This window comes from Buttiauxella agrestis (assembly GCF_900446255.1).
GTDB classification, from domain to species: domain Bacteria; phylum Pseudomonadota; class Gammaproteobacteria; order Enterobacterales; family Enterobacteriaceae; genus Buttiauxella; species Buttiauxella agrestis.
In genome coordinates this window covers 3348806-3364406 of record NZ_UIGI01000001.1, presented here as the reverse complement: position 1 = coordinate 3364406, position 15601 = coordinate 3348806, and the positions used below count along the sequence as shown (strand labels likewise).

At 51.5% G+C, this 15601-nt stretch carries 15 protein-coding genes; 1 reads left to right on the top strand and 14 read right to left on the bottom strand.

Annotated features, from left to right (window positions below; translation table 11 throughout):
* Positions 1 to 24: 24 nt before the first annotated feature.
* The 6 genes from artJ (DY231_RS15965) to DY231_RS15940 all read right to left on the bottom strand — a co-directional run bounded on the left by artJ (DY231_RS15965) (position 25) and on the right by DY231_RS15940 (position 4547).
* Positions 25 to 756 carry an arginine ABC transporter substrate-binding protein ArtJ gene (gene artJ, locus DY231_RS15965; protein ID WP_115629869.1) on the bottom strand — a complete coding sequence of 244 codons (732 nt, stop codon included), beginning with the start codon at positions 754 to 756 and terminating at the stop codon, positions 25 to 27.
* A 164-nt stretch (positions 757 to 920) separates the two neighbouring features.
* Positions 921 to 1589 (bottom strand): arginine ABC transporter permease ArtM, encoded by a 669-nt coding sequence (gene artM / locus DY231_RS15960; protein ID WP_115629867.1) that lies wholly within the window; start codon positions 1587 to 1589, stop codon positions 921 to 923.
* Positions 1589 to 2305, bottom strand: a complete 717-nt coding sequence (artQ, locus tag DY231_RS15955; protein ID WP_034494267.1) for an arginine ABC transporter permease ArtQ — start codon at positions 2303 to 2305, stop codon at positions 1589 to 1591. Before artQ ends, artM begins: the two co-directional genes overlap by 1 nt.
* 5 nt (positions 2306 to 2310) lie before the next feature.
* On the bottom strand, positions 2311 to 3042 hold the full coding sequence (gene artJ, locus DY231_RS15950; protein WP_115629865.1) for an arginine ABC transporter substrate-binding protein: 732 nt from the start codon (positions 3040 to 3042) through the stop codon (positions 2311 to 2313).
* Between the two features lie 19 nt (positions 3043 to 3061).
* The gene (gene artP / locus DY231_RS15945) at positions 3062 to 3790 is read right to left on the bottom strand and encodes an arginine ABC transporter ATP-binding protein ArtP (RefSeq protein ID WP_115631865.1); all 729 of its coding nucleotides are present in this window, start codon (positions 3788 to 3790) and stop codon (positions 3062 to 3064) included.
* Between the two features lie 229 nt (positions 3791 to 4019).
* The gene (locus tag DY231_RS15940; RefSeq protein WP_115629863.1) at positions 4020 to 4547 is read right to left on the bottom strand and encodes a lipoprotein; all 528 of its coding nucleotides are present in this window, start codon (positions 4545 to 4547) and stop codon (positions 4020 to 4022) included.
* A gap of 213 nt (positions 4548 to 4760) precedes the next feature.
* Between DY231_RS15940 and DY231_RS15935 the strand changes: the two genes are divergently transcribed.
* On the top strand, positions 4761 to 5606 hold the full coding sequence (locus DY231_RS15935) for an N-acetylmuramoyl-L-alanine amidase (RefSeq protein WP_115629861.1): 846 nt from the start codon (positions 4761 to 4763) through the stop codon (positions 5604 to 5606).
* Here the strand turns inward: DY231_RS15935 and DY231_RS15930 are convergent, their stop codons facing one another.
* The 8 genes from DY231_RS15930 to aqpZ form a co-directional block, all read right to left on the bottom strand.
* Positions 5607 to 6617, bottom strand: coding sequence for a 3-beta-hydroxysteroid dehydrogenase (locus DY231_RS15930; RefSeq protein ID WP_115631864.1), 1011 nt, complete (start codon positions 6615 to 6617; stop codon positions 5607 to 5609). It lies immediately after the preceding gene.
* A gap of 92 nt (positions 6618 to 6709) precedes the next feature.
* Entirely contained in the window at positions 6710 to 8158 is a 1449-nt protein-coding gene (locus DY231_RS15925) for an SDR family oxidoreductase (RefSeq protein ID WP_115629859.1), read from the bottom strand.
* Positions 8159 to 8175: 17 nt separating this feature from the next.
* Positions 8176 to 9177 (bottom strand): low-specificity L-threonine aldolase, encoded by a 1002-nt coding sequence (gene ltaE / locus DY231_RS15920; protein ID WP_115629857.1) that lies wholly within the window; start codon positions 9175 to 9177, stop codon positions 8176 to 8178.
* A 38-nt stretch (positions 9178 to 9215) separates the two neighbouring features.
* Positions 9216 to 10937, bottom strand: a complete 1722-nt coding sequence (gene poxB, locus DY231_RS15915) for a ubiquinone-dependent pyruvate dehydrogenase (RefSeq protein WP_115629855.1) — start codon at positions 10935 to 10937, stop codon at positions 9216 to 9218.
* Between the two features lie 103 nt (positions 10938 to 11040).
* The gene (hcr, locus tag DY231_RS15910) at positions 11041 to 12009 is read right to left on the bottom strand and encodes an NADH oxidoreductase (protein ID WP_115629853.1); all 969 of its coding nucleotides are present in this window, start codon (positions 12007 to 12009) and stop codon (positions 11041 to 11043) included.
* Between the two features lie 9 nt (positions 12010 to 12018).
* The gene (hcp, locus tag DY231_RS15905; protein WP_115629851.1) at positions 12019 to 13671 is read right to left on the bottom strand and encodes a hydroxylamine reductase; all 1653 of its coding nucleotides are present in this window, start codon (positions 13669 to 13671) and stop codon (positions 12019 to 12021) included.
* Between the two features lie 144 nt (positions 13672 to 13815).
* Positions 13816 to 14715, bottom strand: coding sequence for a LysO family transporter (locus DY231_RS15900; protein ID WP_034494287.1), 900 nt, complete (start codon positions 14713 to 14715; stop codon positions 13816 to 13818).
* 170 nt (positions 14716 to 14885) lie between these two features.
* On the bottom strand, positions 14886 to 15581 hold the full coding sequence (aqpZ, locus tag DY231_RS15895; RefSeq protein ID WP_034494288.1) for an aquaporin Z: 696 nt from the start codon (positions 15579 to 15581) through the stop codon (positions 14886 to 14888).
* Positions 15582 to 15601: the final 20 nt, after the last annotated feature.

The following is a 15601-nucleotide window of genomic DNA, read 5'->3' as shown; positions in this document are numbered from 1 at the left end:
GAGAGGGTAGGGTGAGGGCAATAATTACTGCGGGAACCACTGGTCGCTGATTTTCTTATACGTCCCGTCAGCTTTGATTGCAGCCAGCGCGGTATTCAGTTTGGCCAGCAACGCCTGATTATCAGGACGCACCGCAATACCCAGCCCGGTACCGAAGTATTCTGCATCAGTCACGTGCTCGCCCACCGTCCCTAACTGCGGGTTGGTTTTCAACCATTCGTTCACGACCGCCGTGTCGCCAAATACGCCATCAATACGGCCATTTTTCAGGTCGATAATCGCATTCTGGTAGCTATCATAAGAAACGGTTTTAATTTCCGGGTGTTTATCCTGGAGATATTTCTGATGCGTGGTGCCGTTTTCCATGCCGATACGTTTGCCTTTCAGTTCGTCAAAAGACTTAAACGCCCCTTTTTTGGCAATCACCACCGCTGAGTTGGCATAGTACGGTGCAGTGAAGGAAACTTGTTTGCTACGTTCAGGGGTAATATCCATGCCGGAAATGACGGCATCGTATTTACGGAATTTAAGCGACGGGATCAGGCTGTCAAATGCATGGTTAGTGAATGTGCATTCAGCTTGCATTTGTTTGCATAAAGCTTTTGCCAGGTCGATATCAAAGCCGACAATCTGATTATTGGCATCCAGCGATTCAAATGGCGGATAAGTTGCCGAAGAACCAAAGTTGATTTTGTCGGCCGCAGCCACGTTGAATGCGGCTGTAGCGAACAGTGCGGCCAAAATAAACTTCTTCATGTGTGTAGCTCCCGTCTGTCGTGTTTTATTGTATTCACCGTTTCCCGGTGTCAAAAAATCATGCCAGTAAATGAATTTATATGCAAATTAAATGTATAATTATATTAATCAGGATATAAAAAAGGCGGGGAAATTCCCCGCCGTTTTCTATGATTCGCAATCGTTTAATTTCGACGTTCAAATGCCAGCGCGCGACGTTCTACCACACGCATTATGAGCGTCAGTAAACCGTTCACGACCAGATAAACCAGGCCTGCTGCACCGAACACCATCACATCGTAAGTCCGTCCATACAGCAACTGCCCGTGGCCCATCACTTCCATCAGCGTAATGGTGTACGCCAGAGAAGTGCTTTTAAACACCAGAACCACTTCGTTCGAGTACGACGACAGTGCGCGTTTAAATGCATAAGGAAGCAAAATGGCGAGTGTATCTTTTTTGCTCATCCCCAATGCGCCACACGATTGCCACTGCCCCTCAGGAATCGCGCGAATCGCGCCGTAAAACAGTTGTGTGGTGTAAGCCGCACTGTTCAACGAAAGGGCAATCAACGCGCACAGCCATGGCTCAGAAAGCAGATGCCACAACACCGGGTAATTTTGAATCGACGGGAATTGACCTGGGCCGTAGTAAATCAGGAAGATTTGCACCAGCAAAGGCGTACCAGTAAACAGGGTGATGTAGACACGTACAATATGAACCAATACCGGTGTTTTCAGCGTCAAAACGATGGTGAAAAACAGCGATAAAATCAACGCGACCACGATTGACGCTACGGTCAGAGTCAGGCTGGTATGCAGGCCTTTAAACAGCTCCGGTAAATACTCAAGCATCAGCCGGGTCTCCGTTCAAAACGAGTCGCTCTCTGGTCAATACGTTTGAGAACGTACTGGCTGATGAGGGTGATCACGAGGTAGATCGCGGCAGCGACCACATACCAGGTAAATGGCTCTTGGGTACGGGTGGCGATACTCTTGGTTTGTAACATCAAATCATTGACGCTTATCAGCGAAACCAGCGCGGTATCTTTAAGCAAAACTAACCACTGGTTGCCTAAACCTGGCAGCGCATGGCGCCACATTTGCGGCATCACCAGACGGAAGAAAATCGCTGCTTTCGATAAACCTAATGCCTGGCCGGACTCCCATTGTCCAATAGGTACGGCTTTGAGTGCGCCGCGCAAAGTTTGCGAAGCATAAGCCGAGTAGAGCAGGGAGAGTGCAATGACGCCGCACAAGAACGGACTGACATCGAAATTCTCGATCTGTAATTGGATGGGGATCTGCGCAAAACCGAGATTGAGCGTGAAGCCATCTGAGAGGATAAGCAGTAACTGTGAGGAGCCGAAATAAATAAACAGCACCACCAGAATTTCAGGTAAGCCGCGCAGCACCGTCACCCAAGCTGAACCCAGCCAGGCTATCGGACGCCATTTTGCAGACTCCCATACGGCAAAAATCATCGCCAGAGCCAGGCCGATGATTAGCGCACAAACGGCAAGGCCGACGGTCATCCCGGCGGCGCTTGCTAAAGTAAACATTTCGTTCATTCAGATTACTTCTGGAACCATTTTTCGTAGATGGTTTTGTAGGTACCATCTTGCTTCACTTTCTCAAGTGCAGTGTTGAACTTCGCCTGCAGGTCAGTGTTGCCCTGACGAACAGCGATGCCCAGGCCTGTACCGAAGTAGTCTTTATCGGTAACTTTATCGCCAATGGCGGCCAGTTTAGGATCGGCTTTCAGCCATTCGGTAACGACAGCAGTGTCACCAAATACCGCGTCAATACGGCCACTTTCCATATCCAGCTTGGCATTCATGTAGCTGTCGTAAGGAACGGTGGTGATTTCTGGATGTTTATCCATGATAAATTTCTGGTGCGTGGAGCCGTTCTGCATACCCACTTTTTTGCCTTTCAGCGCACTGATATCAGCAATTTTGCCTTTCTGGCCGACAAACAGCGCAGAGTTTTCATAGTATGGGCTGCTGAAAAGTACCTGTTTTTCACGCTCAGGGGTGATGTCCATGCCTGAGATTACCGCGTCGATACGGCGGAATTTCAAACTTGGGATCAGACTATCAAATGCTTGATTGCTGAAAGTACAGGTTGCATCGATCTCTTTACACAACGCATTGGCTAAATCGACATCAAAACCAACAATCTTGTTGCTGGCATCCATCGATTCAAACGGAGGGTAAGACGCTTCCATAGCAAAACGAATAGTTTGTGCAGCCGACGCGGAAAGGCTCAGGCTGGCTAATAATGTGGCAAGCAGAACTTTTTTCATGGTTATTTTCCCGGATACATCAGTGTGACAGATAGAATTTAAACGCTTCGGTCTGTGGTTTTGCGAAGCAACTCGCATCACCTTGCTCGACGATGTGGCCATTTTCCATGTAAACCACACGGCTTGCGGTTTTACGCGCAACTTCCACTTCGTGGGTCACGATGACCTGAGTGATGTTGGTTTCTGCCAACTCACGAATGATGCTGACGATCTGCGCGGTGATTTCCGGATCCAGTGCTGCGGTGGGTTCATCGAACAGCAGGATCTGCGGTTCCATCATCAAGGCACGTGCAATCGCGACACGCTGCTGCTGGCCACCGGAAAGGTGCAGCGGATAGCGGTCCATATACGGTTTCAGGCGTAAACGCTCAAGCAGTTTGTCGGCACGCTGACGCGCTTCATCTTTGCTGATCCCCAGAACGCGACAAGGCGCTTCCATCAGGTTTTGCAGCACAGTGAGATGAGGCCAAAGATTATATTGCTGGAACACCATGCCAACATTGCGACGCAATTCACGAATGGCTTTATCGCCAGGCGCTTTTGCAAAGTCAAAATGGTTATCCGCAATGGTGAGTTGCCCGGAGCGCGGCATCTCAAGCAGATTGAGTACGCGCAGAAGCGAGCTTTTACCTGCGCCGCTTGGACCAAGCAGCACCAGCGTTTCGCCCTGTGGGCAACTAAGGGTGATATCGAACAGCGCCTGGTGTGCGCCGTAAAAACAATTAATGCCGTTTAGTTGAATACTCATGCGCATAAGTTGAATAGCAATTGAAGCCGCAAAGGGTACCTTTAACAGAATAGTTATGCAATCTTTGTGCGTTAAAACCTAAAAATAACTACTCACATGCATTAAAGGTAGCACAATATAGCGGGGCGGGGTGAAGGTAAGAATAAATGTCGGAGTTATGTCAAAACTCCAGACTATTTACATGGGTTATGAATTTCACCCCGCCGATTGTATGAATGTTGTACAGTTGTCAGTTGGTTTCTATTGCCTGACGCAGGCTGCCTGACGGTGCATGGCTGTTTTCGCCTAAATAGCGCACGTCATCCACTGCCCAGCACTGACCCTCACGAATCATCAACACTTCATCGCTCCAGCTTTGACTGCCTTTGGTCAACTTCACACGCAACGGAATATTACGTGCATCGGTGTTGGGAATGGTTGAAGCAGAAGCCACTTCGGCGGTGTCTGCGCCATCTGCGTTGCTGGTAAACATATTGCTGCGCATAAATTCATTCTGCGCGTTTGGCGAAGCGCTGGCTTTTTGCATTTGCTGCGCCAGAGAATCGCTCATATAAGGACGTAAGCCGGTAATGGCGCTGCTGCCCTGGGTTTTATGGCTTAATTGATAATCGTAAAATTTCTGTGCCACGCTATCCGGGCCGCCCTCAATACAAGGGCCGCTGCGGGTGCCAATATCTTTAAAAGCGGGAGTAACGGGAGTGGTGCAGGCCGTGAGGAGCAGAGCGCACGGAAGAAGAACCAAAACTGAGCTGCGCATTTTTATTTCCTTATTTTCTCAGGAGGACTCACTTAGCATAGCGTATCGCTGTCAAAACCCGTCATACTTCGAGCTGCCTCTTTGTTGGCTGCGCGAACTCACCCGAATCACTTAGTTTACTAAGCTCATCGGGATTCGTTTACTTGCCGCCGCGATGCCGCTCGAATTATTTAGGGTTTAATTTGTTGATTCAAAAAAGAGAGAGGGAAGCGAATGCAGTGGCGAATTAGCCTGATCATTTTTGTAGCTTTGCTGGCGGGATGCGCCAGCAAGCCTGAAGTTGCTGAAAAAACCGTCGTTGATAAAGGCGATTTTAAAGTCGATACCAGCCGCACCGCGAGGAATGCCTATCCACGGGTAAAAGTGTTGGTTATTCACTACACCGCCGATGACTTTGCCGGTTCGCTAACCACTTTGACTGAACAAAATGTCAGTTCACATTATCTCATTCCTGATACCCCCCCGGTATCCGGCGGCAAGCCTGTTATCTGGCAATTAGTGCCTGAGAGTGAATTGGCGTGGCATGCAGGAGTGAGTTTTTGGCGTGGCGCGACGCGGATTAATGACACCTCGATTGGTATAGAGCTTGAGAATAAAGGTTTCACACGTCAGGGCCGTGTAAAACTGTTTTACCCCTTCAATGCGCCGCAGATCTCGGTGCTGGAGAAACTGGCGAAAGTGATCATCGCTCGTTATCAAATCCAACCGCAGAATGTCGTCGCTCATGCGGATATTGCTCCGCAACGTAAAGTTGACCCCGGTCCGCTATTCCCATGGCAGCAACTGGCGCAACAGGGCGTGGGTGCCTGGCCGGATGCAAACAGAGTGGCCTTTTATCTGAATGGTCGTGGGCCTTACCAACCCGTGGACAGGCGAGGTTTGCTTGAGTTGTTATCGCGTTACGGTTATCAGGTCACGCCTGAAATGTCGTGGGAGCAGCAAAAGAGAGTGATTCAGGCTTTCCAGATGCACTTCCGCCCAACCAAATATTCCGGTGATGCGGATGCGCAAACTGAGGCAATAGCGGAAGCGCTACTTGAAAAATACGGGCAAGGTTGATTAGCGATGCAATAACGTACCGTGGTCACGCAGCCAGAGCGCGGTACGCCGGATACCTTCATCAAGCGTAACAACAGGCTGATAACCTAATTCCGTTTCAGCGCGTGTCGTATCGAGCGTTAAATCAAAATTAAGCTTCGACACGCCATAGTGCGTGAGCACCGGTTCTTTGGCTGATTTACTGCCAAAACGCTCCATGCTTCGGGCAATCATATCCAGCATCGGATACGGTACCGAACGGATCCTGCATTGAATGTCTAATTCATCAATCAGCTTTTGCACGATAACCCGCAGCGGGCGAGCTTCCATGTTAGTGATGTTATAGGCACGCCCAGATGGCTGCGTTTCGCACTGAGTTGCGAGCCACATCGCATGTACGGCATTTTCGATATAAGTCATATCGACCATCGCATCACCACCGCGCGGCAACAGCACACTGCCGTAATGACGCATCATCTGTACCAGACGTGGGAAGAAAACTTTGTCGTGTGGGCCGAACAAACTTTGCGGACGCAGAATCGTAAAGCGCGTGTGTGGATTCGATTGTGCCAACAGTTGAATCACTTCTTCGCTCGCGGCTTTGCTGCGGGCAAATTCGTTGGCAAAGCGCACCGGACGGAAGTCCTCGCTGATATTGCGATGATGGTGATAATCAAAATAGAGTGAAGGTGAGGAAATATGCACGAAGTTGCGCACGCCCCACGCCACTGCCCATTCACCTAAGCGGCGAGTTGCCCGAACATTGGCGAGATCAAATGCTTCCTGCGTTCCCCATGGTGAAGTAAAGCTTGAGCAATGCCAGAGCGTGTCAACATCGGCCAGCATGACTTTGGCCTGCGAGGAAACCAGTTCCGTCAGGTCGGCATGGACGAACTCGGCACCCATTTTTTCCAGCAGTTTGCCCATGGCTTCATTGCGCCCGGTTGCCCGTACGCTGATGCCCTTAGCGCGAAGAAATTCGACCGCGTTTCGGCCTAAACCGCTGGTGGCGCCCGTTACCAGTACCTTCATGTCGACCAACTCATGGTAATTGAGATTTACGCTGCGCATTTTTCCGTGAAATGGCAGCGCTTGCAATGGGGAAAGCCAAAGATTCGGATGAGTTAACGGACTTTATGTGACATTTGTTCGGAAATCTGGCAAATCCGTCGGGCCATACCACGGAAAATGAACAGATGCGCGGGGATCATCACCAACCAGTAGAACAAACCTGCTGTTCCATGCGGATGCCACCAGGCGCGAACATCCAGCGTGCGATGTGGGCCGTGGTCACGCAAAGTGAAAGAAAGCCGCCCAAGTCCGGGGGCTTTCATGCCAAACAATAGCGTCAGCTCTTTTTCGGGTTCGACAATAATCACTTTCCAACTATCAACCCGATCTCCAACTTGCAGCATTTCCCGCTCCGGGCGTCCTTTCGCCAGTCTGTGACCGACCAGCAAATCCATATATCCTCGGGTTTGCCACAGAATGTTGCCGAAGAAATACCCTTCTTTGCCGCCAATCTGATTCACCACTTGCCACAAATCTGCCAGCTCAGCGGAGGTCGTTAACGTACAACCTGCCTGTTTGGGGAAGAAGCCATATTCCGGACGCCAGCGCGCGTACGCCTGAGCGTCGTAACCCCAGTCCTGCGAATTTGCCAGCTTGTGTTCATCTTCAAGTGTTGCGCGAACGGCATCGTCAAAGGTGAGCAGGGGTTGCGGGATCAGCGCGCGTAACTCGCGATCGTCAGCCAGAAGATCGTGTTTTAATCCCTGAATTAGTGCCTTGGCGATGGTCGGCGGCACCGAGGTGATCATGTTTAAAAACCACACCGAGATCCAACTCGTTGGTAGCGGGATGGGGATCAGTGGGCGGCGTTTACCGCTTATTGCCATAAACCGTTCAAACTGCTGCTGATAACTCAGCACGTCAGGCCCGGCGGCTTCAAAAACACGGTTCTCCTGCGCAGGATGTTTCAACAATTCAACCAGATAATAGAGCAGGTTTTTCAGTGCGATAGGTGTGGTACGCGAACGCACCCAGCGCGGGGGGGTGAGCACCGGCAAGTTATAAACCATGTCGCGCATCACCTCAAAGGCAGCGGAACCGGCACCAACAATAATACCGGCACGAATTTCGGTAACGGGAACGCCTGCATCACACAGAATATCCGCCGTTAGCTGGCGGGCGCGTAAATGCTCGGAGTCGCCATCACCTTCAGCGGCTTGCAGAGAACTGAGGAATATCAGCTGTTTTACCGGATGGGCACGCAGCGCATCACGCAAATTCAGGGCAGTCTGGCGTTCATGGGCCACGAAATCGGCTCCGTCGCCCATGCTGTGCACCAGATAATAAAGCGTGTCGACGTTTTCCAGAAGCGCAGGTAGCGTTGACGGCCACTGTAAATCGACGTGGCGGCAGTCAACGCCCGGCCAGGGTTGTTTTTCCAGCCACTCAACGCGCCTTGCGGCCGCCGTGACATGATGCCCGGCGGCGGTAAGTTCCGGCACAAGGTGTTGCCCGATATAGCCGCTTGCGCCAAGCACCAGAATATTTTGTGGCTGTGTCATCTTCCCTGACCCTCCGGTTAGCGTTGTAAAAATGCCTGCCAGTGGGAAACCACTTCGGTCAGTTGCTGGCGATTCACATCAAGATGAACAACCAGACGAGTGACGGGCCCTGCGCTCATCAGCACACCGCGTTCTTTCATAAATTTGCCGAGGCTCTCAGCCTGCTCAACCGGCACGCGAGCAAACACCATATTGGTGTCCTGACGTGTCACATCGACGCCAATTTCACGTAATTCACCCGCCAGCCAATGCGCGTTGTTGTGGTCTTCTTTCAGGCGCTGCACGTTATTCTCAAGGGCGTACAAACCTGCGGCTGCCAGAATACCGGCCTGGCGCATACCGCCGCCGACCATTTTGCGCCAGCGCGTGGCACGTTTAATGTATTCGTGGCTACCGACTAACAAAGAACCAACTGGCGTCCCAAGACCTTTTGAGAGGCAAATCGTGAAGGTATCGCAGTAACGCACCACTTCTTCCAGCGTGCAGCCATATTCCACCACGGCGTTGAAGATGCGCGCACCATCAACGTGTAATGCCAGATTATGATTGCGGCTAAACTCCCACGCCTGCTTGAGATACTCGCGCGGCAGAACTTTGCCGTTATGGGTATTTTCGAGACTCAGTAATTTAGTGCGTGCGAAGTGGATATCATCAGGTTTGATTTTTGCCGCGACTTTATCGAGTGGCAGCGAACCATCGGGATTGGCGTCAATAGGCTGCGGCTGGATGCTGCCTAATACTGCAGCACCACCCGCTTCATAGAGATAATTGTGTGCCAGTTGCCCGACAATATACTCTTCGCCACGTTCGCAATGGCTTAACAGGGCCACCAGGTTAGCCTGGGTGCCCGTTGGCAGAAAGAGCGCGTCTTCTTTGCCGCTGATTTTGGCCGCGTATTCTTGCAATTCATTGACCGTTGGGTCATCACCATAGACGTCATCGCCGGTCGGCGCTGCCATCATACGCTTGAGCATTTCTTCACTCGGCCGGGTTACTGTGTCGCTGCGCAAATCAATCACGGTGGTTCCTTATTATTATCCTCAATTAAAGGAATGTTTTACCGGAACCAGTTCGTTTTCGCCAGTTCGATAACTTCATCGCCGCGCCCGCTAATGATGGCGCGAAGCATATACAGGCTGAATCCTTTGGCTTGTTCGAGTTTAATTTGCGGCGGGATCGCCAGCTCATCTTTGGCAACGACCACATCTACCAAAACCGGGCCGTCGATGCTAAAAGCACGTTGCAGAGCGGTATCTAACTCTTCCGCTCTCTCAACGCGGATGCCGGTAATACCGCAGGCGTTAGCGATATTGGCAAAGTTAGTGTCGTGCAATTCGGTGCCGTCCGTCAGGTAGCCGCCAGCTTTCATTTCCATTGCCACAAAGCCCAGAACGCTGTTGTTAAACACCACGATTTTGATGGGTAGTTTCATTTGCACGACCGACAAAAAATCGCCCATCAACATGCTAAAACCACCATCGCCACACATCGCGATAACTTGCCTGTCGGGTGCAGTGGCTTTTGCACCGAGGGCTTGCGGCATGGCGTTGGCCATTGAACCGTGAGTGAATGAACCCAGCAAACGGCGTTTGCCGTTCATTTTCAGATATCGTGCGGCCCAGACGGTCGGCGTGCCTACGTCACAGGTGAAAATGGCGTCATCATCAGCGTAATGGCTGATTTGTTGTGCGACATATTGTGGATGGATGACTTTGCCATCGCCCTGTTGCGCGAGTTCGTCCAGGCCTTCGCGGGCCTCGCGATAGTTATCCAGGGCTTTATCCAGGAAGCTGCGGTCGGTCTTTTCTTCCAGAAGCGGAATCAATGCCGCAAGTGTGGCTTTAATATCCCCGACCAGCGCCATATCCACTTTACTGTGCGCACCGATGCTGCCAGGGTTGATGTCAATCTGAATGATTTTCGCGTCCGTCGGGTAGAAAGCGCGATAGGGGAATTGAGTGCCGAGCAGAATCAGCGTGTCGGCATTCATCATGGTGTGGAAGCCGGAAGAAAAACCAATCAGCCCGGTCATGCCTACGTCATAGGGGTTGTCATATTCAACGTGCTCTTTACCGCGCAGGGCATGGACAATCGGCGCTTTAATCGTGGCGGCAAACTGCACCAGCTCCTCATGCGCACCTGCACAACCGCTGCCGCACATCAGGGCGATGTTGTCGTTGTAGCGTAATAACTGAGCCAGTTTTTGCAGTTCTTCGTGTGCGGGAACAATCACCGGTTGCGGCGCGGAATACCAGTGGGTGCTGGCGCTTTCAGGAGCGGGTTTAAGCGCCACATCGCCAGGGAGCACCACCACAGAAACGCCACGGTTAAGGACCGCTTTGCGCATTGCGATTGCTAACACCTGGGGAATTTGTTCCGGGGATGACACCAGCTCGCAATAATGGCTGCATTCGCGGAATAACTCTTCGGGGTGGGTTTCCTGGAAATAGCCGCTACCAATTTCACTCGATGGGATATGGGCGGCAATCGCCAGTACCGGAACGCGGTTGCGATGGCAGTCGAACAAGCCATTAATTAAATGCAGATTACCAGGGCCGCAGGAACCGGCACATACCGCCAGTTCGCCGGAAAGATGGGCTTCTGCACCCGCAGCAAAGGCGGCGACTTCTTCATGACGAGTGGGCATCCATTGAATAGTGTCCATGCGGTTCAGGCTATCGGACAGTCCGTTGAGGGAATCACCGGTGACGCCCCAGATGCGTTTCACGCCTGCACTTTCGAGAGTTTTTGCCACATAAGCGGCGACGGTCTGTTTCATTGCTTCTCCTTGTCACGATTCAGTTAACGTAATCAAGCTTAGTCAAGGAAACAGAAGAGGCGGGGCAGAAAGTGCCACCCACAGTCGGGTGGCATGGATTTGATCAGGCGAGAACTAAGTCACTTTGCGGATGGCATGAACAGGCCAGCACATAACCGCTGGCGATTTCGGCTTCGGTCAACGTCATGGAACTGCTGACGGTATACTCACCAGATTCGATTTTGGTTTTACAGCTACCACAAACCCCGGCGCGACATGCCGCGTTGACGAGTACGCTATTGCTCTCCATTGCCGCCAGCAACGTGCTGCCAACGGGCGCATAGAACTCGCGCAGCGGTTTTAGCGTGGTAAATTTCAAACCACTTTCGACAGGAGCGGCGACGGGTGTGAAGAATTTCTCAGAATAAAACTCAGTCACCCCCAGGGCTTTGACTTCTGTTTCGACCAGTTCCATATACGGTGCTGGACCACAGGTCATAACGGTGCGCGAGGCAATATCCGGCACGGTTGCCAGAATTTCGCGGGTTAATCGCCCGGCGATAAAACCGTGCGTCGCGTTATTCTCGGCAATCAGCGCGACCGGGTAATTGCGCCATTCGTTTGCAAAAATCACGTCTTCTGGCGAGCGAACGTTGTAAATAACCTGTACGTCGGCCAGTGGACAATGCTCTGCCAGCCAACGACGCATCGCCATAATCGGCGTCACGCCACAACCTGCCGCGATTAACAGATAGCGATCGGTGTTCAGATTTTCACAGGTGAATTCCCCCTGGCCTTCAGATAGCCACAGGTAGTCACCTGGTTTCACATCCTGCGTCAGCCATTGGGAACCAACGCCATTCTCGATACGACGAATCGTCAGCGTGATAAACGGGCTGAGTCCCGGCGTGGAAGAGATCGTATAAGCGCGTAGTGTCTCATCGCTATTACGAATACTCACCAGGGCGTATTGCCCGGCTTTGTATGGATAGAAATCGTGATTAATCAGCGATAGCGTCCAGACATCCGGCGTTTCCTGATGAATATGATGCACCTGCATACGATGCGGACACAGTGGCGTTGGCATAGTCATGGCGTCTCCTTATGCACTCATCAGCTGTTGAATGTCTTGCTCAACGGTAGTGATGGCGCGCAGGCCAAATTTCTCGTTCAGCACCGCCAGCAGATTTGGCGTCAGGAAAGCGGGTGTCGTTGGGCCAGCGACGATATTAGTCACGCCCAGTGAAAGCAGAGTCAGCAGGATGACAATCGCTTTTTGCTCAAACCAGGAAAGCACCAGACTTAGCGGCAGATCGTTCACGCCGCAGCCGAGTTTCTCAGCAAGCGTGACGGCAAGAATGATCGCAGAGTAAGCATCGTTACACTGGCCTGCATCGACCAGACGTGGCAGACCTTCGATATCGCCGAAGTCCAGCTTGTTGAAGCGATATTTACCGCAGGCCAGGGTCAGGATCAGGCAGTCTTTTGGCACGCTGGTGGCAAAATCAGTGAAGTAGCTGCGTTCGCCACGCTCGCCGTCACAGCCGCCGACCAGGAAGATGTGGCGCAGTTTTTCACGGCTGACCAAATCAATTAGCGTATCGGCAGCGCCCAACAGAGTCTGGCGACCAAAACCCACAGTGATCAGGTGCTCGATTTCGCTGTATGGGAAGCCTGCCATTTGCTGCGCCTGAGTAATTACAGGGGCGAAATCATCGCCTTCGAGATGGCTCACGCCCGGCCAGCCAACAATGCTGCGTGTCCAGATACGGTCAGTATAAGAACCCACTTCCGGGTTGATGATGCAGTTGGAAGTCATCACCACCGGGCCTGGGAAACGGGCGAACTCGGTCTGCTGGTTTTGCCAGCCGCTGCCGTAGTTACCGACCAGATGCTTGAATTTACGCAGCTCAGGGTAGCCGTGAGCTGGCAGCATTTCACCGTGGGTAAAGACGTTAACGCCGGTGCCTTCGGTTTGCTCAAGTAAGTTGTACAGATCTTTCAGGTCGTGGCCGGAAATCAAAATACATTGACCCGCCACCGGACGCACATTCACTTGTGTTGGCGTTGGGTGACCGTATTTTTCCGTTTCGCCGAGATCCAGAATGCTCATCACTTTGAAGTTCATCTGGCCGATTTCCATGGAGCACTCAAGCAGTGCGCCCATGTCAGCAGGCCAGGTTCCGAGCCACGCCATAATTTTGTGGTATTGCGCGTAGATATCGTTGTCGTATTGGCCGAGTACGTGAGCGTGTTCCATGTAGGCCGCCGCACCTTTCAGGCCGTACAGACACAGCAGACGCAGGCCAAGAATATCTTCGCCAATTTCTGCTTTATCGCGGTTTGGCGCGAATTCAGCCGCCTGGCGTTGTAAATCACCCAAATCTTTGCTGACCAATTGCAGCTCGGCCATTGGGTTGGTAACGATCAGATTAGGGTTAATCGCCAGGCTGCGTGCCTTCAGGCTTTCGCGCAGCGTAATAGCTTCCTGCGCGTAGCCCACAATGCGCGGGGAGTCGAAGTTAACGTTGGTCAGGGTAGAGAAGAAAGCGCGTGGCGCAAAGTTGTCGATGTCATGGTCGATGATGCCAACTTCACGCGCAGCAATTGCCCATGCAGATAGCCCTTGCAGCGTGGCAATCAGCAGATCCTGGAGATCGGAAGTTTCGGCAGTTTTGCCACACATCCCCTGCGCATAAGAGCAGCCGTTGCCAGCCGGGGTGCGGATTGTTTGTTCACATTGCACACAAAACATGATCGTACCTTTTTAAAGTTATATTTAATATACATGTTTAAGATTATGCTCAGTACGACACCGGGAAAAGGGATTTTTAATGCAACTTAGAGGGAGATTGATTTAGCGCAATTTCGGCGGTAGAAACCTACCGCCAATGAGGTATCAGGAGGCGAAAAAGGCCATGAGTAAAGGTGTCAGCAAGCTGAGAATAAAGCCGTGAACGATTGCCGCGGGAACAATTTCTAAACCGCCGCTGCGTTGCAGAACCGGAAGCGTGAAGTCCATCGACGTTGCGCCAGACAGCCCCAATGCGGTTGATCGGCTGCGGCGAACCAGGCCAGGAATCAACATGATGGCCACCAATTCACGCGCCAGATCGTTAAAGAACGAGGCGCTGCCAATCACCGGACCGTATGATTCGGTCATTAAAATACCCGAAAGTGAATACCAGCCGAATCCTGAGGCCATCGCCAGTCCGGTCTTAATCGGCAGGTCGAGAATAAAGGCATTGATAACGCCACCGGCGAGGGAACTGAGTGCGACGACCACGGCGACAATCATGCCCCTTCGGTTCAGAACGATCTGTTTTAGCGTCATCCCGCTATTACGTAGTTGGATACCGACCAATAGCAGCAGGAAGATTAATGTGTATTCGCTGGCATCGGTTGCGTGCTGCAAAATAGGCCATCCCGCCAGGCCTAGCAGAAAACCGGCTACCACTACGCCGCATAATTTGAGCGATTCCAGTGCCATCGCAATACGTGAAGGGAGTTTTTCTTGCTCGTGGTTATGTCGCCACGGCATTGAACGCTCAAGCCAGAGCAGTGCCGCTGCATTGCACAACAATAACACCACGACAGTGACCGCCGCGTAATGAAAAATTGCCAGCAGATTACTTGCCAGGTTGTCGAGAAATGCGAGGCTGATGCCCATGAAAAACAAAATAACGTACACAATCCAGCTTAATAAGCGATTGATTAGCTTTAGCAGACTGGTTTGTTTTAATGGAATGAGATAACCGATAATCAGCGGCACTAAGATAATTAACAATCCCGAAAACATGGTGCGGACAATCCTTGCAATAAAAGTAACGACATATGTCACACTACCCAAAGTTCGGGAATGAGTAAAGCTACGAAAAAAAAGGATTTTTATGCAGGGGGAAGATTGGCGAAGAGCGGTGGGAAAGCCGCGTCACTTGCCAAAATTCGGCAGGTGACGCGAAAGTCTGATTAGTGACGTTTTTCCAGCAAAGTACGGTAGATAATGCCACCCAGGATACCGCCAATAATTGGCATTACCCAGAACAGCCAGAGCTGCTGAAGTGCCCAACCGCCCTGGAAGATGGCGACCGCAGTACTACGGGCTGGGTTCACAGAGGTGTTAGTGACAGGAATACTGATTAAGTGAATCAGCGTCAGCGCCAGGCCAATAGCAATAGGTGCGAAACCTGCTGGAGCAAGCTTGTCTGTTGCGCCATGAATAACAATTAAGAAGCCACAGGTTAATACGATTTCAATAATGATGGCTGACAACATGGAATAATGGTCCGGTGAATGCTCGCCATATCCATTCGATGCAAAACCGCTGGCCGCTGCATCAAAACCGCTTTTCCCGCTGGCAATTAAATAGAGAATACCTGCCGCAACAATACCGCCAATGACTTGCGCAACAACATAGCCAATCACTTCTTTTGCCGGGAAACGTCCGCCTGCCCATAAACCGAGAGTCACAGCCGGGTTAAAGTGGCCGCCGGAAATATGCCCGACGGCATAGGCCATCGTTAATACGGTTAAACCAAATGCTAATGCGACACCTGCAAAACCTATCCCCAATTCAGGATATGCTGCGGCGAGAACCGCACTGCCACAACCACCAAATACTAACCAGAACGTACCAAAGAATTCTGCTGCTAATTTCCTGAACATAACCACCTCTGCGTTTCATA

What these genes read in the sequence shown, in the direction of transcription:
- artJ (WP_115629869.1), bottom strand. Translation starts at nt 756, where the DNA reads ATGAAGAAGTTTATTTTGGCCGCACTGTTCGCTACAGCCGCATTCAAC.
- artM (WP_115629867.1), bottom strand. Translation starts at nt 1,589, where the DNA reads ATGCTTGAGTATTTACCGGAGCTGTTTAAAGGCCTGCATACCAGCCTG.
- artQ (WP_034494267.1), bottom strand. Translation starts at nt 2,305, where the DNA reads ATGAACGAAATGTTTACTTTAGCAAGCGCCGCCGGGATGACCGTCGGC.
- artJ (WP_115629865.1), bottom strand. Translation starts at nt 3,042, where the DNA reads ATGAAAAAAGTTCTGCTTGCCACATTATTAGCCAGCCTGAGCCTTTCC.
- artP (WP_115631865.1), bottom strand. Translation starts at nt 3,790, where the DNA reads ATGAGTATTCAACTAAACGGCATTAATTGTTTTTACGGCGCACACCAG.
- DY231_RS15940 (WP_115629863.1), bottom strand. Translation starts at nt 4,547, where the DNA reads ATGCGCAGCTCAGTTTTGGTTCTTCTTCCGTGCGCTCTGCTCCTCACG.
- DY231_RS15935 (WP_115629861.1), top strand. Translation starts at nt 4,761, where the DNA reads ATGCAGTGGCGAATTAGCCTGATCATTTTTGTAGCTTTGCTGGCGGGA.
- DY231_RS15930 (WP_115631864.1), bottom strand. Translation starts at nt 6,617, where the DNA reads ATGAAGGTACTGGTAACGGGCGCCACCAGCGGTTTAGGCCGAAACGCG.
- DY231_RS15925 (WP_115629859.1), bottom strand. Translation starts at nt 8,158, where the DNA reads ATGACACAGCCACAAAATATTCTGGTGCTTGGCGCAAGCGGCTATATC.
- poxB (WP_115629855.1), bottom strand. Translation starts at nt 10,937, where the DNA reads ATGAAACAGACCGTCGCCGCTTATGTGGCAAAAACTCTCGAAAGTGCA.
- hcr (WP_115629853.1), bottom strand. Translation starts at nt 12,009, where the DNA reads ATGACTATGCCAACGCCACTGTGTCCGCATCGTATGCAGGTGCATCAT.
- hcp (WP_115629851.1), bottom strand. Translation starts at nt 13,671, where the DNA reads ATGTTTTGTGTGCAATGTGAACAAACAATCCGCACCCCGGCTGGCAAC.
- DY231_RS15900 (WP_034494287.1), bottom strand. Translation starts at nt 14,715, where the DNA reads ATGTTTTCGGGATTGTTAATTATCTTAGTGCCGCTGATTATCGGTTAT.
- aqpZ (WP_034494288.1), bottom strand. Translation starts at nt 15,581, where the DNA reads ATGTTCAGGAAATTAGCAGCAGAATTCTTTGGTACGTTCTGGTTAGTA.